23 protein-coding genes are annotated in these 20951 nt (G+C 64.8%); 9 read left to right on the top strand and 14 right to left on the bottom strand.

Annotated features, from left to right (window positions below; all coding sequences use genetic code 11):
• From N5D48_RS21015 to coxB, 4 genes are all read right to left on the bottom strand, one after another.
• Window positions 1-865 (bottom strand): cytochrome c oxidase subunit 3 (locus tag N5D48_RS21015; RefSeq protein WP_279887683.1); only part of this gene is annotated, 865 nt, incomplete at its 3' end.
• A 16-nt stretch (window positions 866-881) separates the two neighbouring features.
• Window positions 882-1439 (bottom strand): cytochrome c oxidase assembly protein, encoded by a 558-nt coding sequence (locus tag N5D48_RS21010; RefSeq protein ID WP_279887682.1) that lies wholly within the window; start codon window positions 1437-1439, stop codon window positions 882-884.
• Between the two features lie 10 nt (window positions 1440-1449).
• Complete coding sequence (gene ctaD, locus N5D48_RS21005; RefSeq protein WP_279887681.1) at window positions 1450-3039, bottom strand: cytochrome c oxidase subunit I; 1590 nt, start codon at window positions 3037-3039, stop codon at window positions 1450-1452.
• A gap of 43 nt (window positions 3040-3082) precedes the next feature.
• Window positions 3083-4210: a cytochrome c oxidase subunit II gene (coxB, locus tag N5D48_RS21000; RefSeq protein ID WP_279887680.1), complete on the bottom strand. Its 1128-nt coding sequence runs from the start codon at window positions 4208-4210 to the stop codon at window positions 3083-3085.
• A gap of 382 nt (window positions 4211-4592) precedes the next feature.
• Here coxB and N5D48_RS20995 point away from each other — a divergent pair, with 382 nt between their 5' ends.
• Window positions 4593-5234 carry a hypothetical protein gene (locus N5D48_RS20995; protein ID WP_279887679.1) on the top strand — a complete coding sequence of 214 codons (642 nt, stop codon included), beginning with the start codon at window positions 4593-4595 and terminating at the stop codon, window positions 5232-5234.
• Window positions 5235-5384: 150 nt separating this feature from the next.
• Here the strand turns inward: N5D48_RS20995 and N5D48_RS20990 are convergent, their stop codons facing one another.
• The 5 genes from N5D48_RS20990 to prlC form a co-directional block, all read right to left on the bottom strand.
• A complete protein-coding gene (locus tag N5D48_RS20990; protein WP_279887678.1) occupies window positions 5385-6920 on the bottom strand; it encodes a SulP family inorganic anion transporter in 1536 nt (511 codons plus the stop codon).
• Window positions 6921-7109: 189 nt separating this feature from the next.
• The gene (locus N5D48_RS20985) at window positions 7110-7829 is read right to left on the bottom strand and encodes a carbonic anhydrase (RefSeq protein WP_279887677.1); all 720 of its coding nucleotides are present in this window, start codon (window positions 7827-7829) and stop codon (window positions 7110-7112) included.
• A 379-nt stretch (window positions 7830-8208) separates the two neighbouring features.
• Window positions 8209-9267: a PA0069 family radical SAM protein gene (locus tag N5D48_RS20980; RefSeq protein WP_279887684.1), complete on the bottom strand. Its 1059-nt coding sequence runs from the start codon at window positions 9265-9267 to the stop codon at window positions 8209-8211.
• 138 nt (window positions 9268-9405) lie between these two features.
• Complete coding sequence (locus N5D48_RS20975; protein ID WP_279887676.1) at window positions 9406-9687, bottom strand: YheV family putative zinc ribbon protein; 282 nt, start codon at window positions 9685-9687, stop codon at window positions 9406-9408.
• Window positions 9684-11771, bottom strand: a complete 2088-nt coding sequence (gene prlC, locus N5D48_RS20970; RefSeq protein WP_279887675.1) for an oligopeptidase A — start codon at window positions 11769-11771, stop codon at window positions 9684-9686. Before prlC ends, N5D48_RS20975 begins: the two co-directional genes overlap by 4 nt.
• Window positions 11772-11837: 66 nt before the next feature.
• On the opposite strand from prlC, the gene N5D48_RS20965 reads away from it, so the two are divergent.
• Window positions 11838-12386 (top strand): gamma carbonic anhydrase family protein, encoded by a 549-nt coding sequence (locus N5D48_RS20965; RefSeq protein ID WP_279887674.1) that lies wholly within the window; start codon window positions 11838-11840, stop codon window positions 12384-12386.
• 103 nt (window positions 12387-12489) lie between these two features.
• A complete protein-coding gene (locus tag N5D48_RS20960) occupies window positions 12490-13137 on the top strand; it encodes an HAD family hydrolase (protein WP_279887673.1) in 648 nt (215 codons plus the stop codon).
• A gap of 94 nt (window positions 13138-13231) precedes the next feature.
• Here N5D48_RS20960 and N5D48_RS20955 read toward each other — a convergent pair whose 3' ends face one another.
• A complete protein-coding gene (locus N5D48_RS20955; protein ID WP_279887672.1) occupies window positions 13232-14323 on the bottom strand; it encodes an aminopeptidase in 1092 nt (363 codons plus the stop codon).
• 88 nt (window positions 14324-14411) lie between these two features.
• Here N5D48_RS20955 and N5D48_RS20950 point away from each other — a divergent pair, with 88 nt between their 5' ends.
• Window positions 14412-14831 (top strand): hypothetical protein, encoded by a 420-nt coding sequence (locus N5D48_RS20950; protein ID WP_279887671.1) that lies wholly within the window; start codon window positions 14412-14414, stop codon window positions 14829-14831.
• Window positions 14832-14877: 46 nt separating this feature from the next.
• Entirely contained in the window at window positions 14878-15291 is a 414-nt protein-coding gene (locus N5D48_RS20945; RefSeq protein WP_279887670.1) for a hypothetical protein, read from the top strand.
• Window positions 15292-15334: 43 nt separating this feature from the next.
• Here N5D48_RS20945 and N5D48_RS20940 read toward each other — a convergent pair whose 3' ends face one another.
• The gene (locus N5D48_RS20940) at window positions 15335-15568 is read right to left on the bottom strand and encodes a DUF1161 domain-containing protein (RefSeq protein WP_279887669.1); all 234 of its coding nucleotides are present in this window, start codon (window positions 15566-15568) and stop codon (window positions 15335-15337) included.
• 164 nt (window positions 15569-15732) lie between these two features.
• On the opposite strand from N5D48_RS20940, the gene N5D48_RS20935 reads away from it, so the two are divergent.
• Window positions 15733-16737, top strand: a complete 1005-nt coding sequence (locus N5D48_RS20935) for an LLM class flavin-dependent oxidoreductase (protein ID WP_279887668.1) — start codon at window positions 15733-15735, stop codon at window positions 16735-16737.
• 100 nt (window positions 16738-16837) lie between these two features.
• Here the strand turns inward: N5D48_RS20935 and N5D48_RS20930 are convergent, their stop codons facing one another.
• Both N5D48_RS20930 and N5D48_RS20925 read right to left on the bottom strand, forming a co-directional pair.
• Window positions 16838-17059, bottom strand: coding sequence for a DUF1161 domain-containing protein (locus tag N5D48_RS20930; protein WP_279887667.1), 222 nt, complete (start codon window positions 17057-17059; stop codon window positions 16838-16840).
• Between the two features lie 102 nt (window positions 17060-17161).
• On the bottom strand, window positions 17162-17377 hold the full coding sequence (locus N5D48_RS20925; RefSeq protein WP_011531496.1) for a dodecin: 216 nt from the start codon (window positions 17375-17377) through the stop codon (window positions 17162-17164).
• A gap of 118 nt (window positions 17378-17495) precedes the next feature.
• Between N5D48_RS20925 and N5D48_RS20920 the strand changes: the two genes are divergently transcribed.
• Window positions 17496-17819, top strand: a complete 324-nt coding sequence (locus N5D48_RS20920; protein ID WP_279887666.1) for a DUF883 family protein — start codon at window positions 17496-17498, stop codon at window positions 17817-17819.
• Here the strand turns inward: N5D48_RS20920 and N5D48_RS20915 are convergent.
• Window positions 17816-18712 (bottom strand): LysR family transcriptional regulator, encoded by an 897-nt coding sequence (locus tag N5D48_RS20915; protein WP_279887665.1) that lies wholly within the window; start codon window positions 18710-18712, stop codon window positions 17816-17818. The genes N5D48_RS20920 and N5D48_RS20915 overlap by 4 nt on opposite strands.
• A 204-nt stretch (window positions 18713-18916) precedes the next feature.
• Here N5D48_RS20915 and trpB point away from each other — a divergent pair, with 204 nt between their 5' ends.
• Window positions 18917-20134 carry a tryptophan synthase subunit beta gene (gene trpB, locus N5D48_RS20910; RefSeq protein WP_279887664.1) on the top strand — a complete coding sequence of 406 codons (1218 nt, stop codon included), beginning with the start codon at window positions 18917-18919 and terminating at the stop codon, window positions 20132-20134.
• Entirely contained in the window at window positions 20131-20940 is an 810-nt protein-coding gene (gene trpA / locus N5D48_RS20905; RefSeq protein WP_279887663.1) for a tryptophan synthase subunit alpha, read from the top strand. Before trpB ends, trpA begins: the two co-directional genes overlap by 4 nt.
• The last annotated feature ends 11 nt before the right edge of the window (window positions 20941-20951 follow it).

Below are 20951 nucleotides of genomic sequence, written 5' to 3'. Positions count from 1 at the left end.
ACAGCCCCACCCACACCACATCGACGAAGTGCCAGTACCAGCTCGCCGCCTCGAAACCGAAGTGCTTGTCCGGCTCGAAGTGCCCGCGCAGCACCCGGCAGAACATCACGAACAGGATCAGCGTGCCCAGGGTCACGTGCGCGCCGTGGAACCCGGTGAGCATGAAGAACGTCGCGCCGTAGATCCCCGAGCCCAGCGTCAGCCCCAGCTTGTTGTAGGCCTCGTGGTACTCGTAGGCCTGCAGCGCGAGGAACGCCAGGCCCAGCAGGATGGTCAGCCCCAGCCACAGTTTCAGCGTGCCGCGATGCCCCTTGCGCAGCGCATGGTGGGCGATGGTCACGGTCACGCTCGAGCTCACCAGCAGGATGGTGTTGATCAGCGGCAGGTGCCACGGGTCGATCACCTCCTTGGGCGGCGGGAACAGTTTCGGGTCGGGCGTGTGCAGCAACGGCCAGGCGAACTCGAAGTTGGGCCACAGCATGTGCGCCACGCCCTTGGCTCCATCGCCCCCCAGCCACGGCCCGGCCAGCACGCGCACGTAGAACAGCGCGCCGAAGAAGGCCAGGAAGAACATCACCTCGGAGAAGATGAACCAGCTCATGCCCCAGCGGAACGAGCGGTCCATCTGCGCGCTGTACAGCCCGGCATGGCTCTCCTTGATCACCGCGCCGAACCAGCCGAACAGCATGTACGCCAGGAACAGCCCGCCGACGAAGAAGATCAGCGGCCCGTGGGACTCCGGGTGGCCGGCCTTGAGGTCGTTGAACCAGGTGCCCAGGCCGAACACGGTGATGAACATGCCGATCGTGGCGATGATCGGCCACTTGCTCTGCGCCGGGACATAGTAGTGCTCGTGGCTTGCCATGGTTGATCTCCTTCCCTCAACGGGCGGCCTCGGTCGCGGCATGGGCGACCGGCGGGTGGCGAGCGGTGATGTCGAACAGGGTGTAGGCCAGGGTCAGGTGCTTGACCGAGGCCGGCAGGTCGCGGTCGACGATGAAGCGCACCGGCATCTCGATGCGCTCGCCCGGTTGCAGCACCTGCTGGGTGAAGCAGAAGCACTCGGTCTTGTGAAAATACGCCGCGGCCTCGGCCGGAGTGATGCTGGGGATGGCCTGGGCGCTCATCGGCTGCTTGGTCGGGTTGCGGGCGATGAAGATCATCTGGTTCACCGCGCCCGGATTGACCTCGATCTGGTCGGCGGTGGAGTGGAATTCCCAGCTCATGTCGCCGGCATTGGTGGACATGAACTGCACCCGCACCGAACGCGTCGGGTCGCTGACCTGACTGCCCTCGTACTGCCCGCCGGTCTTGCCGTTGATGCCGAAGGCCCGGCACATCACGTCGTAGATCGGCACCAGGGCAAAGCCGAAGGCGAACATCACCACGGTCAGCATCAGCAGGCGGGTGACCAGGCGTCTGAGCGACAGGCCGTCCATGTCCGCGCTCCTACTTCACGTCCGGAGGTGTCTGGAAGGTGTGGTAGGGCGCCGGCGACGGCACCGTCCACTCCAGCCCGTCGGCGCCGTCCCAGGGTTTGGCCGGGGCCGGCGCGCCACCGCGGATGCACTTGATGACGATGAACAGGAAGAACACCTGGGTCGCGCCGAAGATGAACGCGCCGATCGACGAGACCATGTTGAAGTCGGCGAATTGCAGGTTGTAGTCGGGGATGCGGCGCGGCATGCCGGCCAGGCCGACGAAGTGCATGGGGAAGAAGGCCAGGTTCATGCCGATGAACGACAGCCAGAAGTGCAGCTTGGCCAGGGTCTCGTCGTACATGTGTCCGGTCCACTTCGGCAGCCAGTAGTAGGCGGAGGCGAAGATGCCGAAGATCGCCCCTGGCACCAGCACGTAGTGGAAGTGCGCCACCACGAAGTAGGTGTCGTGGTACTGGAAGTCCGCCGGGGCGATGGCCAGCATCAGCCCGGAGAAGCCGCCGATGGTGAACAGGATGACGAAGGCGATGGCGAACAGCATCGGCGTCTCGAAGGTCAGCGAGCCTTCCCACATGGTGCTCACCCAGTTGAACACCTTCACCCCGGTGGGCACGGCGATCAGCATGGTCGCGTACATGAAGAACAGCTCGCCGACCACCGGAATGCCGACCACGAACATGTGGTGCGCCCAGACGATGAACGACAGGAAGGCGATCGCCCCGGTGGCGTAGACCATCGAGGTGTAGCCGAACAGCGGCTTGCGCGAGAACGCCGGGATGATCGAGCTGACCGCGCCGAACGCGGGCAGGATCATGATGTACACCTCGGGATGGCCGAAGAACCAGAACACGTGCTGGAACAGGACCGGGTCGCCACCGCCGGCGGCGCTGAAGAAGCTGGTGCCGAAGTGGATGTCCATCAGCATCATGGTCACCACGCCCGCCAGCACCGGCATCACCGCGATCAGCAGGAACGCGGTGATCAGCCAGGTCCAGACGAACAGCGGCATCTTCATCAGGGTCATGCCCGGGGCGCGCAGGTTGAGGATGGTGGCGATCACGTTGATCGCGCCCATGATCGAGCTGATGCCCATCAGGTGAATGGCGAAGATGAAGAAGGTCACGCTGGCCGGGGCGTAGGTGGTAGACAGCGGGGCATAGAAGGTCCAGCCGAAGTTCGGCCCGCCGCCTGGGCTGAACAGGGTAGAGACCAGCAGCAGGAACGCCGCCGGCAACAGCCAGAAGCTGAAGTTGTTCATCCGCGGCAGGGCCATGTCGGGCGCGCCGATCATCAGCGGGATCATCCAGTTGGCCAGGCCGACGAAGGCCGGCATCACCGCGCCGAACACCATGATCAGCCCGTGCATGGTGGTCATCTGGTTGAAGAACTCGGGCTGCACGATCTGCAGGCCGGGCTGGAACAGCTCGGCGCGGATCACCATGGCGAACGAACCGCCGAGCAGGAACATGCTGAAGGCGAACCACAGGTACATCGTGCCGATGTCCTTGTGGTTGGTGGTCAGCACCCAGCGCATCAGGCCCTTGGCCGGGCCGTGGGCGTGTTCATGGCCGTGGCCGTGGTCGTCGATCACTGCACTCATGTCCTGTCTCCTGCAATCGGCTGCTTGCCGCGAGTGAGCCGGTTCATTGGGCTTCGGCCTGCTTGAGCGCCAGCACGTCCTTCGGCGTCACCATGTCACCCTTGTTGTTGCCCCAGGCGTTGCGCTCGTAGGTCACCACGGCGGCGATGTCGACTTCCGACAGCTGCTTGCCGAACGCCGCCATGGCGGTGCCGGGCTTGCCGTGGAAGACGATGCTCAGGTGATCTGCCTTCGGCCCGGTGGCGATCTTCGAGCCCTTGAGCGCCGGGAACATCGGCGGCAGGCCCTGGCCTTCGGCCTGGTGACAGGCCACGCAGGTGGTGTGGTAGACCTTGTCGCCGCGCGCGACCAGCTCTTCGAGCGTCCACTCCTTGCTGGTCAGCTCCTTGAGCTTGGCCGCCTCGGCCTTGCGCTCGCCGAGCCAGGTGTCGTAGTCGGCCTTGGACTTGACCTCGACCACCACCGGCATGAAGCCATGGTCCTTGCCGCACAGCTCGGTGCACTGGCCACGGTAGATGCCGGGCTTCTCGACCCGGGTCCAGGCCTCGTTGACGAAGCCGGGGATGGCGTCACGCTTGACCGCGAAGGCCGGCACCCACCAGGAATGGATGACGTCGGCGGCGGTCACCAGGAAGCGCACCTTGGCGCCCACCGGCAGCACCAGCGGCTGGTCGACCTCGAGCAGGTAGTGCTCGTCCTTCGGCGACTTGTTGTGGATCTGCTCGGTCGGGGTGGCCAGGTTGCTGAAGAACTCGACGTCCTGGCCCAGGTACTTGTAGTGCCATTTCCACTGGTAGCCGGTGACCTGGATATCGATGTCCGAATCGCTGGCGTCGTAGATGTCGATCAGGGTCTTGGTGGCCGGGATGGCCATGACCACGAGGATGAGGAAGGGCACGACGGTCCAGAGGATCTCGACCCAGGTGTGCTCGTGGAAGTGCGCCGGTTGCTGCCCGGTCGAGCGGCGGTGGATGACCATCGACCAGAACATCGCGCCGAACACCACGATGCCGATGATCACGCAGATCCAGAAGATGGTCATGTGCAGGTCGAACACCGCGTGGGAGACTTCCGTCGCCCCGGGCGCCATGTTCACCGTCCATGCGGCCTGTGCCTGACCAAATACCGACCACAGCAACAGGCCCATCCAGACATGTGGATGTCGCATCATTGCGGGTTCCCCTTATCGTTCTTGTAGTCCCGGAGGCGTGGACGACCTGCATACGACAAAGGAGGGAACGGTGGCCAAGACTGCCTGGCTTCGACGACCGAGCCCCCTGCTTAAGGCAGTCGGGCCTCATCAACGAATCACGTTTCATCCGGAGTATAGACACCGACCAATGGTGCGCAACGCAGGGGGTGAAATGATCTTCATCAGACCAAACGTTTGCGCTGAAAGCCGCGTGGATACTGGCCCGGGACACAATAATGGCACTTTGATATAGCCAATTTCCTACACGTGTCTCAGCGATATAACAAATGCGTCTTAGCCATTCTCCTAAGCAAGCTAACTTAGTGTCTTCCGTTTGTAACGCCATGTCCCTGGAGTTGTCATGAACATCGCTGCTGTACGCGAGCAGATCGAAAATGCCCATCAACACGAGCGCCGCACCGGCCAACTGAAACACCGCCTGGAACAACAACTGCCACACCTGCATCCGTCGATCCAACTGCCTGAGCAGGATGCCCAGGGCACGCTGGCGCGCTTTGTCGGCGCCTACATCAACGAGGTTCCCGAACTGCTCGAGGCGGCGCACAACGTGGCCCTCGAAGCCGGCATCGAGTCGCAGATCAAGCCGGTACTGAAGATTGCCGAAGCCTATTTCCTGCAGCCGCCGAGCGTGATGACCGGGCAGGCCGGGCTGGACTGCCTGCTGGACGAAGCCTACCTGGCGCATCGCCTGGTCGAGGAGGTCAACGACCTGTATATCCGCCACTTCCAGCAGCCGCTGATTCCGGTGGATACCACGGTCGCCAACCTGATCGCCCACCAGTTGATCGGCGAGACCTTCGCCAACCAGCTGGATGAGGTGGTGCACCATTCGGTGGACGAGATGCTCGATGACGAGAGTTTCGCCGCGGAGTCGGTGGAGGCTTACCGCGACAAGCTGTCGAGCCCGGCTACCGGCGCGGCGTGGAAGCGCTGGCCGTGCCTGTCGCGCCAGCTTGGTGTGGAGTTGGGGCAGTCAGCCTGAGCAACGTTCGAAATCGCCGGGGCTGCTGCGCAGCCCTTTCCGACCGGTCCGACGATTCGGCAAGGCCGCTCCTACAAGGGAACGCGATCTCTTGTAGGAGCGGCCTTGTGTCGCGAAAGGGCCGCAAAGCGGCCCCAGCGATCTCCCAGGCTAAACCCCAACCCCCGCCGTAGTCCGCAACCTTCCCTCGACCCGGCGCTTCAAACGCCGCTGCTCCAGCACCAGCCGCGAGCCCTGAGCCGCGCCACTGCGCCCCCAATCCTCCAGCAGCTCCAGGCAGGAATGGTCGATATAGCTCAGGTTGCCCAGCGGCACATGCAAGGTGGTTCCCTCCGGCACGGTATCCAGCACCTGGGTCAACGCCGGCACCTTGAGAAAGGTCGCCGCACCGCTCAGGCGCAGCTCCATGTGCCCCGGCTTCGCCAGCGCCACCAGGTTGATCTTCAGCCGCGCCGCCTTCAGCGCCAGCTTCAGCAAGGTCAAGGCAAAGCCCAGCAACACGCCGGTCAACAGGTCGGTGAAGACGATCGCCAAGGCCGTCGCGGCATAGGTGAACATCGGCATCCGCCCATAGCGGCCCAGGGCACGGAAGGCCTTGAAGTCCACCAGCTTGACGCCGGTATAGACCAGCACCCCAGCCAGGCTGGCCACCGGAATCTGCTGTAGCACAGTGCTCAGCGCCACCACGAAGGCCAGCAACCAGATCCCATGGAAGATCGCCGAGGCCCGTGTCCGGGCGCCGGCCTGGACGTTGGCCGAGCTGCGCACGATCACCCCCGTCATCGGCAACGCCCCCAACACACCGCAGAGCATGTTGCCGATTCCTTGCGCCGACAGCTCACGGTCGAAGTCCGAACGCTGGCCGCTGTGCATGCGGTCCACCGCGGCAGCCGACAGCAGCGTCTCGGCACTGGCGATGAAGGCCAGGGCGAAGGCGGCCACCAGCAAGGTGGGGTCGGCCAGCTTGAGCAGATCGTCCGGGCGCAGCCAGTCGATGGCCTCGGACAGGTCGGCCGGCACCTGCACCCGATTGACAGGCAGCGCCAACCACAGGCTGATGGCGGTCATCGCCGCCACCCCGAGCAATGCCCCCGGAATGAAACGCAGGCGTCGCGGACGAAAGCGCTCCCAGCCCCACATGACGGCGATGGTGCCCAGGCCGAGCGCACCGGCCTGCCAGCCGTTGCCGGCGCTTTCCAGGGGCAGGGCGGATGCCAGGGTCGCCGGGAAGCCCAGCAGGTTGTCCACGCCCGATGGCTGCGGCGCCGTATCGAACATCACATGCACCTGGGACAGCACGATCAGCACGCCGATGCCCGCGAGCATGCCGTACACCACCGCTGGCGCGGTGACCCGGAACCAGCAGCCCAGGCGCAGGCGCCCGGCCAGCAACTGCAACAACCCCGCCAGCAACAGGATCGGCCCGAGCATGGCCATGCCATGCTGGCGCACCAGCTCGAACACCAGCACCGCCAGGCCCGCGGCCGGGCCGCTGACCTGCAGCGGCGAGCCAGCCAGAAAGCCCACCACGATGCCGCCGATGATCCCGGTGATCAATCCCTTGGCCGGCGGCATGCCGGAGGCGATGGCAATGCCCATGCACAAGGGCAGGGCCACCAGGAACACCACTACCGAAGCCAGCAACTCGCGCGGCAGTGCCGCTTTGATCTGTGTCTTGTTCACCATGACGCTCCTTTCTCAAGTTCACGGCCATTCCTCTGGCCGCAGGCACGGGGCTCCCCGAATCGCGCGCAGGCGCGGGCCGCCAGCGGGCTTGCCGGCAAGGCATTCGGGGAAATTCAAGGCAGGCGAAGGCCGCGCCGCACCCGTGGGGTGCAGCCGGCTATCAAGGTTTGTTCAGCGTGGTCGGGTCGCTTAGTAGCGGCCTCTCGGAGTGGCGCTCGGGATCGGCTGGCCTGCGGTCAGCGGCAGGAAACTGTCGCTGGCGGCATCGTAGGCTTCGATCTGGCTGGTCTCGATGTCATACAGCCAGCCATGGATGTGCAATTGGCCCGCGGCCAGGCGCGAGGCCACCGATGGGTGGGTGCGCAGGTGGTGCAGCTGGGCGATGACGTTTTCCTTGGTCACCAGTTGCATGCTTTCGTGCGGGGTGTCGCAGGAGCAGTTGTCCTCAACCACGGTACGTGCCACCTCGGCGTGACGCAGCCAGGCCGCGACAGTCGGCATCTTGTCCAGCGAGTGTGGGTTGAGCACCGCGCGCATGGCGCCGCAGTCGGAGTGGCCGCAGACGATGATGTGATGCACGCCCAGGGCCAGCACGGCGTACTCGATGGCACTGGACACGCCACCGTTCATCTGGCCGTACGGCGGCACGACGTTGCCGACGTTACGGGTGACGAACAGATCGCCCGGCGAGCTCTGGGTGATCAGCTCGGGGACGATGCGCGAGTCGGCGCAGGTGATGAACATGGCACGCGGCTTCTGCGCGGTGGCCAGCTTCTTGAACAGCTCCTGCTGCTCGGGAAAGACCTCGGTATGGAACCGCAGGAAGCCGTCGACGATATGCTTCAGGGCAGCTTCGGCGCTTTCGGCGGGCGCAGCCGGGACGACCTTGGATGGGTCCTTGACGGGCATGATTCATCCTCTAGACGGTTTGAAGGTAGGTGCCATGTTACTGGGGAAAGATCAGGGCTATGCGGGATTTAGATGACACGCACAGGAAATTGATCACAGTCCCGGTGGGCTGATTCCTACGCTAGCGGAGAAAACTTAACTGAAACTTAATTGCGGAGGCTCTAGAACGGGCGTTCCAGATATTTTTGGCGGGCATCCGATAATAGCAAAAAAGCATCAGATGCCAATACCCAAGCCTGATTTTAGTACCTTGCATTAGCGACGCTAGGTATAGCGTTCGCGTGGGCAGCGCATACCTTGTGGGGGCAACTGTCTTGTTCGGATTCCTCAACCCGGCTCCCACAGGAATTGCGCAAGGTTCAGGTCAGCGTGAATGCTTTCAGAACAACGCCATCTGCCCGCCCGGAGGGCAGAACGCGCTGCAGTCCAGCGACAACTGTTCCCGTCCTTCGAACCCCAGCCGCCTGGCCGCCTTGCGAAAACGCTGCGCCAGCAGATCAGCGAACACGCCCTCACCACGCATCCGCGCGCCGAACCGGCTGTCATACAGCTCACCACCCCGACTCTGGCGAATCAGGCTCAACACGTGGGCGGCGCGCTGCGGGTAGTGATCGTGCAGCCATTGCTCGAACAGCGGCGCCACCTCCAACGGCAGGCGCAGCATCATGTATGCCGCGCTCTGCGCGCCGGCCTCTTGCGCCGCCTCCAGCAGGTGCTCCAGCTCGCTGTCGTTGATCATCGGGATCATCGGCGAACACAGCACGCCCACCGGCACGCCAGCCTCGCGCAGCACGCGGATCGCTCGCAGCCGTGCCTTCGGCGCTGCCGCGCGTGGTTCGAGGGTGCGCTTGAGTTCATCGTCCAGGGTGGTGAGGCTGATCATCACCCGCACCAGGCGCTGGCTGGCCAGTTCGCTGATGAGATCAAGGTCGCGCAGTACCAGCGAGCCCTTGGTGACGATGGTCACCGGATGGCGGTACCGCAGCAGCACGTCGAGCAGGCGCCGGGTGAGCTGTTGCTCACGCTCGATGGGCTGGTAGGGATCGGTGTTGGAACCGAGGTTGATCGGCGCGCAGACGTAACCCGGCTTGCTCAGTTGCTGCTCGAGCACCTCGGCGGCGTTGGTCTTGGCGATCAGCTTGGTTTCGAAATCCAGGCCCGGTGAAAGGTCCCAATAGGCGTGGCTGGGGCGGGCATAGCAGTAGATGCAACCATGCTCGCAGCCGCAATAGGGGTTGATGGAGCGGTCGAAGGGCAGGTCGGGGGAGGTGTTGCGGGCGATGATGGTCTTGGCCGTCTCGATCCGCACCTCGGTGCCCTGGGTGAGCGGGACTTCCTGGTACCAGCCATCGTCCTCGGCCACGGATACGTTCGGGGCGAAGCGGTTGTGAGGATTGTCGGCGGTGCCGCGACCACGGATGGGGGCTGGTTTCATGATGGGAACCCGAGTTACTGTATTTATATACAGTAATTAGGGTTATACAGAATAGCTACACCCGATCATCGCGGGGCAAGCCCGCTCCCACGACGTTTGCGCAATTCATGCGTGGGAGCGGGCTTGCCCCGCGATCGGCCATCAGTCCTGCGGCTTCTTGAGCTTCGGATTGGGGAAGAACTGCACGGTCTGCACCTTGGCCGGCGCCGCCTTGGGCGCCAGGGTGTTGACCCGCGTGCCGAGCTCCTTGGGTACCGACAGGCCCTGTTCATTCAGGGTGTCGGTGAACCCGCAGGCCACGCACTCGCGGTGCGGCACGCCGTCCTCGTTCCACATCATCAGCTTGTCCATCTCGCTGCACGCCGGGCATACCGCCCCGGCGATGAAGCGTCTCTTGGTCTTGCTCACGGCTACCTCGCTCATGCCGCCGCGTCCTCGGTGAGGCCACTGTGGCGCAGCAATGCATCGATGGAAGGCTCACGGCCCCGGAAGTCGACGAACAGCACCATCGGCTCGCGGGAACCGCCACGGGCCAGGATGGCTTCGCGGAAGGCGCGGCCGGTCTCGGCGTTCAGCACACCTTCTTCCTCGAAACGCGAGAAGGCGTCGGCCGACAGCACTTCGGCCCACTTGTAGCTGTAGTAGCCCGCCGCGTAACCACCGGCGAAGATATGCGCGAAGCTGTTGGGGAAGCGGTTGTAGGCCGGCGGACGCATCACCGAGACCTCGTCGCGCACGCCTTCGAGCACCTGCAGCACGCTGCGGCCATCGCCGTGGGTGGCGTGCAGCTCGAAGTCGAACAGCGAGAACTCCAGCTGGCGCACCATCATCATGCCGGACTGGAAGTTCTTCGCCGCCAGCATCTTGTCCAGCAGGTCCTGGGGCAGGGGCTCGCCGGTCTCGTAGTGGCCGGAGATCAGCGCCAGGCCCTCGGGCTCCCAGCACCAGTTCTCCATGAACTGGCTCGGCAGCTCCACCGCGTCCCAGGCCACGCCGTTGATGCCGGACACGCCGGCGTGCTCGATGCGGGTCAGCAGGTGGTGCAGGCCATGGCCGAACTCGTGGAACAGGGTGGTGACTTCGTCGTGGGTCAGCAGCGCTGGCTTGCCGGGCGTGGCCGGGGTGAAGTTGCACACCAGGTTGGCCACCGGGCTCTGCAGCTGGCCGGCGGCAGTGCGGCGATGATCGCGAGCACCATCCATCCAGGCGCCGCCACGCTTGTTGGCGCGGGCATAGAGGTCGAAGAAGAAGCGACCGACATGCTGGCCGTTTTCCTTGATCTCGAACAGGCGCACGTCCGGGTGCCAGCTGTCGAAGCCCTTGAGCTCGGCGATCTCGATGCCGTACAGGCGCTGGACAATGGCGAACAGGCCGGACAGCACCTTGTCGATCGGGAAGTAGGCGCGCAGGGCTTCCTGCGACACGCTGTAGCGCTGCTCGCGCAGCTTCTCGCCGAAGTAGCCGGCGTCCCAGCTGGCCAGCTCAGGTGTGCCCTGCTCGGCGGCGTAGGCCTTGAGCTGCTCCAGGTCCTGGGCGGCGAACGGCTTGGAACGCTTGGCCAGGTCGCGCAGGAAGCTCAGCACCTGATCGCTGGACTCGGCCATCTTGGTGGCCAGGCTCAGTTCGGCGAAGTTCGGGTAGCCCAGCAGCCCGGCCAGTTCCTGGCGCAGGTCGAGGATCTCTTGCATCACCGGGCCGTTGTCGAATTGGCCAGCGTTCGGCCCCTGGTCGGAGGCGCGGGTGCAGTAGGCGGCGTACAGCTCTTCGCGCAGGGCGCGGTCGGCGGCGTAGGTCATCACCGCGTAGTAGCTGGGGAATTCCAGGGTGATCAGCCAGCCGTCGAGGCCCTTGGCCTGGGCGGCGGCGGCCATCTGCGCCTTGGCCGAATCGGTCAGGCCGGCGAGGGCAGCTTCGTCGGTGACGTGCTTGGTCCAGGCCTGGGTGGCGTCGAGCAGCTGGTTGGAGAAACGGCTGCCCAGCTCGCTGAGCTTGCTCTGCACTTCGGCGTAGCGCTGCTGCTTGTCGGCCGGCAGGTCGATGCCCGACAGACGGAAGTCGCGCAGGGCGTGGTCGATGATGGTCTTCTGCGCCACGTCGAAGCTGGCGGCCTCGGGGCTTGCGGCCAGGGCTTCATAGGCTTCGAACAGGGCACGGTTCTGGCCCAGTTCGGTGGAATAGGCGCTCAGGGCCGGCAGACACGACTCGTAGGCCTCGCGCAGCTCCTGGCTGTTGCACACCGCATTGAGGTGGCTGACCGGGCTCCAGGCGGCGCCCAGGCGGTCGTTGAGTTCGTCCATCGCCAGCACCAGGCCGGCCCAGGTCGGGTTCTTGCCCTGCTTTTCGAGGATCTCGGCGATGGCCTTGCGGTTGTCGGCGAGGATCTGCTCGATCGCCGGCAGCACATGCTCGGCGCGGATTGCCGAGAAGGGCGGCAGATCATGGGACTGCAGCAGCGGGTTGTTCGCACTCACGGTTCGGGTACCTTGGCAGGAGAAACACGGGACCATCTTAATTACAATCGACGCCGACCGCAGCAGGCAGCCTGCCTATCGGCATTGCAGAGGAACACTATCATGGCCCTCCGGACCTTCCAGCAACACGCGCCGAAAGTGGGAGCACGGGCCTTCGTCGACCGCTCGGCGGTGGTCATCGGCGACGTCGAGATCGGCGACGACAGCTCGATCTGGCCGCTGACCGTGGTACGCGGCGACATGCACCGCATCCGTATCGGCGCGCGCACCAGCGTGCAGGACGGCAGCGTGCTGCACATCACCCATGCCGGGCCGTTCAACCCTGACGGTTTCCCGCTGATCATCGGCGACGAAGTGACCATCGGTCACAAAGTCATGCTGCATGGCTGCACCCTGGGCAATCGCATCCTGGTGGGCATGGGCAGCACCATCATGGACGGCGCCATTGTCGAGGACGAAGTGATCATCGGCGCCGGCAGCCTGGTGCCGCCGGGCAAGCGTCTGGTCAGCGGCTACTTGTACATGGGCAGCCCGGTGAAGCAGGTGCGCCTGCTGAGCGAGCAGGAACATGCCTTCTTCCCCTACAGCGCCGGCAACTACGTCAAGCTCAAGGACCAGCACCTGGCCGAAGGCTACGACCAACCGCAATGACGTCATCGCGGGGCAAGCCCGCTCCCACAGAGCCAGCACACAGCCTGTGGGAGCGGGTTTACCCGCGAAGCAGTCGACCCAGAATTCGAGCGGAACCTACTCCATGCACCAACAGAACATCCTTTTCGACCTCGACGGCACCCTGACCGACCCGCGTCTGGGCATCACCCGCTCGATCCAGTATGCCCTGGCCAAGCTGGGCATCGACGAGCCGGACCTGGCTCGCCTCGAGCACTTCATCGGCCCGCCCTTGCTCCAGGCCTTCATGCAGTTCTACAGCTTCGACGAGGCCAAGGCCTGGGACGCGGTGAACTTCTACCGCGAGCGCTTCAAGGTCACCGGGCTGTACGAGAACCAGGTGTTCGACGGCGTACCGCAGCTGCTGCAAGCGCTCAACGACCAGGGACGCACCCTGTACATCGCCACTTCCAAGCCATGGGAGTTCGCCCGCGAGATCGCCCGGCATTTCGAATTCGACCACCACTTCAAGGTGATCTACGGCAGCGAACTGGACGGCACCCGCACCAACAAAGTCGAGCTGATTCGCCACCTGCTGGATGAAGAAGGGCTGGACCCGGCGCAGACCCTGATGATCGGCGACCGCAAGCATGACCTGATCGGCGCGCGCAGCAATGGGCTGCAGGCGGTGGCGGTGGGCTATGGGTTCGGCAGCCGGGAAGAACTCGAAGCCGAGGCGCCAGCATTCCATTTCGAGACCCTGGCCGAGATGCACCAGGCGTTCGCTCGCTGATTCAAACCTCATCGCGGGGCAAGCCCGCTCCCACGCTGTGGCATGCCCCCAAGAGTTGGCTTAGTGTCCAACTGCTTTGGGAGCAGTCCACGTATCAGGTCGTGGGAGCGGGCTTGCCCCGCGATGAGGCCAGCTCTGCCAACGCCAATTTGCGCTGCTCGATCGGCAGCCTCCCAAGCGCCTCCACCCGTTGATAAAACCGCAGCCAATCCCCACCAACATCCTTGAACAACTGCGAAAACGCCGGAACCCACTGATCATAAAGCCCAAAAGGCAGCAGCTTGGCATTGTTCAACGGCGCGAAGATCCAGGCATCGAACCGCCTATCCCCGCCCCAGTCCCGATCCCGCACCTCGCGGTATTCCCGGCGCAACCGCTCGAACTCGGCCTGCTTGGCCGCACGCTTGCCGCCCTCGTCCAACGGACCGGCGTAGATCGCCTGCAAGCGCTCGCGGCTGGCCAGCACCAGTCGGGTGAACTGCTCGCGCTGCCTCGCGCCAACCGCCTCGATGGCAGCCAAACCGCGTGCCGCCCGCCATTGCCGCGTGCCCTCCTGCTCGACGAACGAGGCGAACGACTCGTTGAACTCGGTATCGTCCTGCACGTAGAAGCGCTGGTGCGCCAGCTCATGGAAGATCACCGTGGCCAGGCGCTCGTCGCCCCAGCCGGCCATGGTCGAAAGAATCGGATCGTCGAACCAGCCCAAGGTGGAGTACGCCTCCACGCCTCCCACATAGACATCCAGGCCCTCCTGACGCATCAACGCCGCCGCGCCGCGGGCCGCGCCCTGCCGGTAATAGCCGCGATAGGCCACGCAGCCGGCGATGGGAAAGCAATGGGTCACTGGCTGCAACGACAGCTCCGGGGTCGCGAACACATTCCACACCACATAGGGGCGCCCTAGGTCGGCGTACACCCGGTAACTGCCATTGTCCGGTAGCTTGAGGTGCTCGCTGGCGAACACCCGGGCCTTTTCGGCGAACAACAGGCGCTGGCGCAGCACCGGGCTGGTGGCCGGATCCTCGATCACCCGGTCCAGCGGCTGGCGCGCCTGCAACAGTTGCCACTGTCCCTCTGCCAGCTGGCCGTAATAGCTCACGCTGGAGCAACCGCTCAGCAGGACGCCCAGCGCCACGGGAACCAACCGCGTGAAAACGCGGTCGAGAGCCCGACGGCTGCAGCGCATGAAAAGAAAAAGTCCAAACATCGAGGCTGTCTATCTCGCTCGTCGGCCGAATGCGACCAAGACTATCTCGCCAAGGGGAAGCTTCGCTATGCGTACTCTGCTGTTTGCCGCCGGCACGCTCGTGCTGCTGTCCGGCTGTGCCTCCTTCCTGCCCAGCCCCGACCCGAACCAGGCCTGGATCGATCTGGCCCCGGGTGACAACGACTCGCTGCACGCCCTTCAGGTCGACGAGCGCGACTGGGCCGACACCCGCTATTTCGAGGTGCAGCCCGGCAATCACGAGCTGACCGTGCGCTACCAGTTCGCCGTGACGCCCAGCAACATCGGCCCGGTGGACGAGCCGCTATGGCGCGACTGCCAGCTCAATCTCACCTACAAGGACTTCACCGCCGGGCAACGCTATCAGATGCAGGCGGGCAGCATCGGCTTCCGCCCCTGGATCAAGCTCTACGACCAGCAGCAGAAACTGCTCGGCCAGGGCGAACCGGCAGGCTGCCAGCGCACCTGAACGGCGCTATGCTTGTTACCTGTGATCCGCGAGCGGGAGTTTCACCATGCGCCAGCCCATGATGCTGATGGCCCTCAGTGCCCTGGGGGCTTGCGCCAGCCCCTTGCCGCCGGTCGATCCGAACAAGGCCTGGGTCGATCTCTACACCATCACCCCCGGCAGAACCATCATGGCCGACCGTCTGGACGGCCAGCGCCTGAACGACGGGCGCTACTTCCAGGTGACGCCCGGCAAGCATGAGCTGGTGGTGCGCTTCGACTTCGAGGTGTATTCCGGCGGTTTCACCACCGACCCTACCGAACGAACCTGCTACCTGACCGTGCGCTTCAACGACTTCAAGGCCGGCGAGCGCTACCGGCTGGAGGCGCGGGCACCGGTGATGCAGCCGCAGGTGCTGCTGTACGACGCCAGCCGCCAGGTGGTGGTGGACGAGCCTAGCGAAGTGTTCTGCATCCCGTGAGGCCATTGGCCGGCTAGCGCCGCCTCCTGCAGGAGGCGGCGTCTTACCGGTCGTTCTTCTGGTAGATGATCTTCTTGGTGCCACCATCGCAGCTGCCCACGACCATGTTCTGGTCCTGGACTTCGCTGTTGGGCACGATCTCCAGCGTGTAGGAAGTCACCCCGCGCGCCTGGATCTTCGCCTCGATCTCGGCCTTCAGTTCTTCGCACGGCTTGGGCGCGGCCAGTGCGGTCGTGGCCAGCAGCGATGCCAGCACGGCGATTGCAACGCGGATCATGGAACGGCTCCTGACAGGGCAGACACGCTGCCAACGCTGGTTAGACTACAGGAAACCAGCTCCGTTGCGCCGCCGTGCAAAAGCCTGTCGCCCATTGAATCCTTCGAAAGTGCCCATACAGAGTCTCAAAGGCCCTTGGCCCACCACCTGTTACGGAGGCTCCGATGACGCACCTGCGAGACCTGAAGATTTCCACCCTCGACCTGGTGCCCGTGCGCGCCGACGGCGGCCCGGCGCAAGCGCTGCGCAATTCGCTGGACCTGGCCCAACACGTCGAGCGCTTCGGCTACAACCGCTTCTGGGTCGCCGAACACCACAACATGGACGGTATCGCCAGTTCGGCCACCGCCGTGCTGATCGGCTACCTGGCTGGCGGCACTTCGACCATCCGCGTCGGCTCCGGCGGGGTGATGCTGCCCAACCACGCGCCGCTGGTGGTCGCCGAGCAGTTCGGTACCCTGGCCAGCCTGTACCCGGGCCGTATCGACCTGGGTCTGGGCCGCGCCCCGGGCTCCGACCAGATGACCGCCCGCGCCCTGCGCCGCGAACGCTCCGGCAGTGCCGACGACTTCCCCGACGACGTCGAGGAACTGTCGCGCTACCTGGGCCCGCGCACCGACGATCAAAAGGTGATCGCCGTGCCCGGCCACGACACCGAAGTACCGATGTGGCTGCTTGGCTCCAGCCTGTTCAGCGCCCAGCTGGCCGGCATGCGCGGCATGCCGTACGCCTTCGCCTCGCACTTCGCGCCGCGCTACATGCACGAGGCGATCCGCATCTACCGCGACCATTTCAAACCGTCCACCACGCTGGACAAACCTTACGTGATGCTCGGCATTCCGATGGTGGTGGCCGAGACCGACGAGAAGGCCGAATACCTGGCGACTTCGGTGTACCAGCGCATCCTGGCGCTGATTCGTGGCCAGAGCCTGATGCAGCGCCCGCCGGTCGAAAGCATGAATGGGCTGTGGCTGCCCCATGAGCGCGATGCGGTGAGCAGCTTCCTGGGCCTGGCGATGATCGGCAGCCCGCGGAAGGTACGGGCGAAGGTGGAGGTGCTGCTGGAGCAGACCGGGGCGGATGAGCTGATCTTCACCAGTGATCTGTACGAGCATGCCGACCGGATCAGGTCCTATGAGCTGATGGCGCAGGCCCTGAAGACCGAGTAAACCTCATTCGCGGGCAAGCCCGCTCCCACAGGTACCCCACTGACCTTGAGAACAGTGGGGTACCTGTGGGAGCGGGCTTGCCCGCGAAGAATCCACTGCATCAGCCCCGCCGGTAGACAATCTCCTTGGTCCCGCCCTCGCAGGTGCCGACCACCTTGCCCGCCGGATCGCCCTTGTTGACGATCTCCAGCGTGTAACCCTTCACACCCTTGGCATCCAGCTTGGCGGCGATCTCGGCCTTGAGCGCCTCGCACGGCTTGCCCGCCGCCAGCGCGCCACCGGCCAATGCCATCAGCCCTAGGGCCAGAATCAACTTCTTCATCGATCGCTTTCCTTGTACAGATCAAAGACGAAAAGGGCGCGAAGCCCGCGCCCTGGAACCTTATTACCCGATCAGGCCGGGCAAGCCTAGCCCAGCTTCGTTTCAGCTGTTGGCGATGCGGAAGCCCACCTTCAGCGTCACCTGGAAGTGCGCGGCCTTGTTGTCGCGGATGTGCCCGCGGGTATCGACCACCTCGAACCACTCCAGGTGCTTGATGCTCTTGCCGGCCTCGGCCAGGGCATTGTTGATCGCTTCTTCGATGCTGGTGGGCGAGGACCCGACCAGCTCGATCTTCTTGTAGGTGTGATGATCAGACATCAGTGCTCTCCTTGACGGTGAAGTGTCAATTGAGCCTAGCAGCGCTGAATCCGATCGCACTTTCGCCGGCCCGCACAGTCGCATTCCTTACAGCCCATCACTGCGAAGGAGAGTCACCATGGCCTACAACTCGCTGCGCAAAGCGTCGCTGGAAAGCATGGAAGCGGAGATCGAGAGCCTGCTCAAGACGCTGGAGCACCTCAAGCACGATGCCTCGGAAGAATCGCACAAGACCATGAAGGCGCTGCGCGGCAATGCCGAGAACGCCCTCAAGCATTCGCGCAGCCTGCTCGGCGATGCCTACGAGGAAGTGAAGACCCGCACCCGCCAGACCGGCGTCGCCACCCGCGACTATGCCCAGCAGCACCCCTGGGCCACCGCAGGCGTGGCGATCGGCGCCCTCGGCCTGCTGGCTGCCTACCTGATGTGCCGACGCAACTAGCCTGCCTGCTGCTGCAGCTCCCGGCGCAGCCATTGCGCCAGCTGCTCGGCGCGCCCGTCCGCGGCGCGCCGGGGCACCCACAGGGCCAATGCGGCACGGGTCGGGGAGAAGCCCCATGGCGCAGCCAGCCGCCCGGCCTTCAGGTCGTCCGCCACCAGCGGCTGTGGGGCGATGGCCACGCCAAGGCCGGCCACCGCCGCTTCCAGCAAGTAGTACAAATGCTCGAATGCCTGGCCGTAACTCAGCGCGCCGGGCTCAATGCCATGCTGCTGCGCCCAGGTCGGCCAGGCCTGTGGACGCGAGGTCGTGTGGAGCACCGTCTCTCGTTGCAAAGCCACGGCTGGCGCGGCTTTCAAACGATCGAAGCCTTCGAAGTGCGGGCTCATCACCGGGCCGATCCGCTCTTCGGCGAGCACATGCACCTGCATGTCCGCCGGCCATGGCGGCTCGGCATAGACCAGCAGCGCATCCAGCCCCGGCCGACGAGGATCGAGATCACCTTCTCCGGCTGACAGGTGCAGGCGCAGTTCCGGCAGGTCGGCCTTCAAGCGCCCCAGGCGCGGGATGAACCAGCGCGCCAGCAGGCTGCCGGAACAGCCGAGTACGAAGGGCGCTTCGTCGGCATCGCGGGAAAGCTCGGCGCAGACGGCACGCAGGCGGTCGAATGCGTCAAAACTTGCATCACGCAGCCGCACCCCGGAATCTGTGAGTTTGACGCCGCGCCCATCCTTAACGAACAAGGCCACGCCCAGGTGTTCCTCGAGCACCTTGATCTGCCGACTGACGGCGCCATGAGTTACGTGCAGTACTTCGGCGGCCTGGCTGACGCTGTTGAGCCGGGCAGTAGCCTCGAAGGCCCGCAGGGCATTGAGGGGAGGAAGGTCCTGGGCCATTTGATTTGTGAGTTTTCCTGACAGGTTTGCGCAATCTTATCGGTTTTCATCGGCGCATGTGCTGATTAGAGTAGACCTCATTGATCGGCGTCAGCCGCATCGCGGGGCAAGCCCGCTCCCACGCCCTCGTATGTGGGAGCGGGCTTGCCCCGCGATTGCAGAGCACACGATCCTATCTATCCCAAAACGCCTATGGAGCGCCCCATGTCCCAGACCCAATACCGCGCCGGCCCCGATGCCAACGGCCTGTTCGGCTCGTTCGGCGGCCGCTACGTGGCCGAAACCCTGATGCCCCTGGTACTCGACCTTGCCCGCGAATACGAAGCCGCCAAGGCCGACCCCAAGTTCCTCGAAGAACTGGCCTACTTCCAGCGCGACTACATTGGCCGCCCCAACCCGCTGTATTTCGCCGAGCGCCTGACCGAGCACTGCGGCGGCGCGAAGATCTTCTTCAAGCGTGAAGAGCTCAACCACACCGGCGCGCACAAGGTGAACAACTGCATTGGCCAGGTACTGCTGGCCAAGCGCATGGGCAAGAAGCGCCTGATCGCCGAGACCGGCGCCGGCATGCACGGCGTGGCCACTGCCACCGTCGCCGCGCGCTTCGGCCTGCCCTGCGTGATCTACATGGGCGCCACCGACATCGAGCGCCAGCAGGCCAACGTGTTCCGCATGAAGCTGCTGGGCGCCGAGATCGTCCCGGTCACCGCCGGCACCGGCACGCTCAAGGACGCCATGAACGAGGCCCTGCGCGACTGGGTCACCAACGTCGACGACACCTTCTACCTGATCGGCACCGTGGCCGGCCCACACCCGTACCCGGCGATGGTCCGCGACTTCCAGTCGATCATCGGCAAGGAAACCCGTGCCCAGCTGCAGGAGAAGGAAGGGCGCCTGCCCGACAGCCTGATCGCCTGCGTCGGCGGCGGCTCCAACGCCATGGGCCTGTTCCATGACTTCCTCGATGATGCCAGCGTGCAGATCATCGGCGTCGAAGCCGGCGGCCACGGCGTGCACACCGACAAGCACGCGGCCAGCCTCAACGGCGGCGTGCCGGGCGTGCTGCACGGCAACCGCACCTACCTGCTGCAGGACGACGACGGCCAGATCACCGACGCCCACTCGATCTCCGCAGGCCTCGACTACCCCGGCATCGGCCCGGAGCACGCCTACCTGCACGAAGTGAAGCGCGTGGAGTACGTCAGCATCACCGACGACGAGGCCCTCGACGCCTTCCACGCCACCTGCCGCCTGGAGGGCATCATCCCGGCGCTGGAAAGCTCCCACGCCCTGGCCGAGGCAATCAAGCGCGCGCCGAAACTGCCCAAGGACCACCTGATGGTGATCTGCCTGTCCGGTCGCGGCGACAAGGACATGCAAACCGTGATGAACCACATGGCCGCCCAGGAGAAACAGGCATGAGCCGTCTCGAACAACGCTTCGCCGAACTCAAGGCCGAAGGCCGTTCCGCCCTGGTCACCTTCGTCACCGCCGGCGATCCGGGCTACGATGCTTCGCTGCAGATCCTCAAGGGCCTGCCGGCCGCCGGCGCCGACGTGATCGAGCTGGGCATGCCGTTCACCGATCCGATGGCCGACGGCGTGGCCATCCAGCTTGCCACCCTGCGTGCCCTGGAAGCCGGCCAGACCCTGGCCAAGACCCTGCGGATGGTTCGCGAATTCCGTGTGGATAACCAGACCACGCCCATCGTGCTGATGGGTTACTACAACCCGATCCACCGTTTCGGCGTGGCGCAGTTCGTCGCCGAGGCGAAAGAGGCGGGCGTCGATGGCCTGATCATCGTCGACCTGCCACCGGAGCATGACGCCGAGCTGGCCACCCCGGCCCAGGCCGCGGGCATCGACTTCATCCGCCTGACCACCCCGACCACCGGCGATGCGCGCCTGCCGCGCGTGCTGGAGCGCAGCTCCGGGTTCGTCTACTACGTGTCGGTGGCGGGTGTGACCGGTGCGGGTTCGGCGACCACCGAGCATGTCACCGAGGCCATTGCGCGCCTGCGTCGGCATACCGATCTGCCGATCAGTGTTGGCTTTGGTATTCGCACGCCTGAACAGGCCGCAGCGATTGCCCGTCTGGCCGATGGCGTGGTGGTGGGTTCGGCGCTGGTCGACAAGATCGCCCAGGCCAAGGATGCCGACCAGGCGGTGAAGGACGTGCTGAGCCTATGCTCGGCGCTGGCTGAAGGCGTGCGCGCCGCTAGATCCTGATCCGCGTCGCC

The organism is Pseudomonas sp. GD03858, from assembly GCF_029840925.1.
In the GTDB taxonomy this organism is placed as follows: domain Bacteria; phylum Pseudomonadota; class Gammaproteobacteria; order Pseudomonadales; family Pseudomonadaceae; genus Aquipseudomonas.
This window is presented reverse-complemented; position numbering and strand designations above follow the sequence as displayed.

What these genes read in the sequence shown, in the direction of transcription:
- N5D48_RS20950 (WP_279887671.1), top strand. Translation starts at nt 14,412, where the DNA reads ATGCGTACTCTGCTGTTTGCCGCCGGCACGCTCGTGCTGCTGTCCGGC.
- N5D48_RS20985 (WP_279887677.1), bottom strand. Translation starts at nt 7,829, where the DNA reads ATGCCCGTCAAGGACCCATCCAAGGTCGTCCCGGCTGCGCCCGCCGAA.
- N5D48_RS20955 (WP_279887672.1), bottom strand. Translation starts at nt 14,323, where the DNA reads ATGCGCTGCAGCCGTCGGGCTCTCGACCGCGTTTTCACGCGGTTGGTT.
- N5D48_RS20930 (WP_279887667.1), bottom strand. Translation starts at nt 17,059, where the DNA reads ATGAAGAAGTTGATTCTGGCCCTAGGGCTGATGGCATTGGCCGGTGGC.
- N5D48_RS20960 (WP_279887673.1), top strand. Translation starts at nt 12,490, where the DNA reads ATGCACCAACAGAACATCCTTTTCGACCTCGACGGCACCCTGACCGAC.
- coxB (WP_279887680.1), bottom strand. Translation starts at nt 4,210, where the DNA reads ATGATGCGACATCCACATGTCTGGATGGGCCTGTTGCTGTGGTCGGTA.
- N5D48_RS20990 (WP_279887678.1), bottom strand. Translation starts at nt 6,920, where the DNA reads ATGGTGAACAAGACACAGATCAAAGCGGCACTGCCGCGCGAGTTGCTG.
- prlC (WP_279887675.1), bottom strand. Translation starts at nt 11,771, where the DNA reads ATGGTCCCGTGTTTCTCCTGCCAAGGTACCCGAACCGTGAGTGCGAAC.
- N5D48_RS20920 (WP_279887666.1), top strand. Translation starts at nt 17,496, where the DNA reads ATGGCCTACAACTCGCTGCGCAAAGCGTCGCTGGAAAGCATGGAAGCG.
- N5D48_RS20945 (WP_279887670.1), top strand. Translation starts at nt 14,878, where the DNA reads ATGCGCCAGCCCATGATGCTGATGGCCCTCAGTGCCCTGGGGGCTTGC.
- ctaD (WP_279887681.1), bottom strand. Translation starts at nt 3,039, where the DNA reads ATGAGTGCAGTGATCGACGACCACGGCCACGGCCATGAACACGCCCAC.
- N5D48_RS20935 (WP_279887668.1), top strand. Translation starts at nt 15,733, where the DNA reads ATGACGCACCTGCGAGACCTGAAGATTTCCACCCTCGACCTGGTGCCC.
- N5D48_RS20995 (WP_279887679.1), top strand. Translation starts at nt 4,593, where the DNA reads ATGAACATCGCTGCTGTACGCGAGCAGATCGAAAATGCCCATCAACAC.
- trpA (WP_279887663.1), top strand. Translation starts at nt 20,131, where the DNA reads ATGAGCCGTCTCGAACAACGCTTCGCCGAACTCAAGGCCGAAGGCCGT.
- trpB (WP_279887664.1), top strand. Translation starts at nt 18,917, where the DNA reads ATGTCCCAGACCCAATACCGCGCCGGCCCCGATGCCAACGGCCTGTTC.
- N5D48_RS20915 (WP_279887665.1), bottom strand. Translation starts at nt 18,712, where the DNA reads ATGGCCCAGGACCTTCCTCCCCTCAATGCCCTGCGGGCCTTCGAGGCT.
- N5D48_RS20925 (WP_011531496.1), bottom strand. Translation starts at nt 17,377, where the DNA reads ATGTCTGATCATCACACCTACAAGAAGATCGAGCTGGTCGGGTCCTCG.
- N5D48_RS20975 (WP_279887676.1), bottom strand. Translation starts at nt 9,687, where the DNA reads ATGAGCGAGGTAGCCGTGAGCAAGACCAAGAGACGCTTCATCGCCGGG.
- N5D48_RS21010 (WP_279887682.1), bottom strand. Translation starts at nt 1,439, where the DNA reads ATGGACGGCCTGTCGCTCAGACGCCTGGTCACCCGCCTGCTGATGCTG.
- N5D48_RS20940 (WP_279887669.1), bottom strand. Translation starts at nt 15,568, where the DNA reads ATGATCCGCGTTGCAATCGCCGTGCTGGCATCGCTGCTGGCCACGACC.
- N5D48_RS20965 (WP_279887674.1), top strand. Translation starts at nt 11,838, where the DNA reads ATGGCCCTCCGGACCTTCCAGCAACACGCGCCGAAAGTGGGAGCACGG.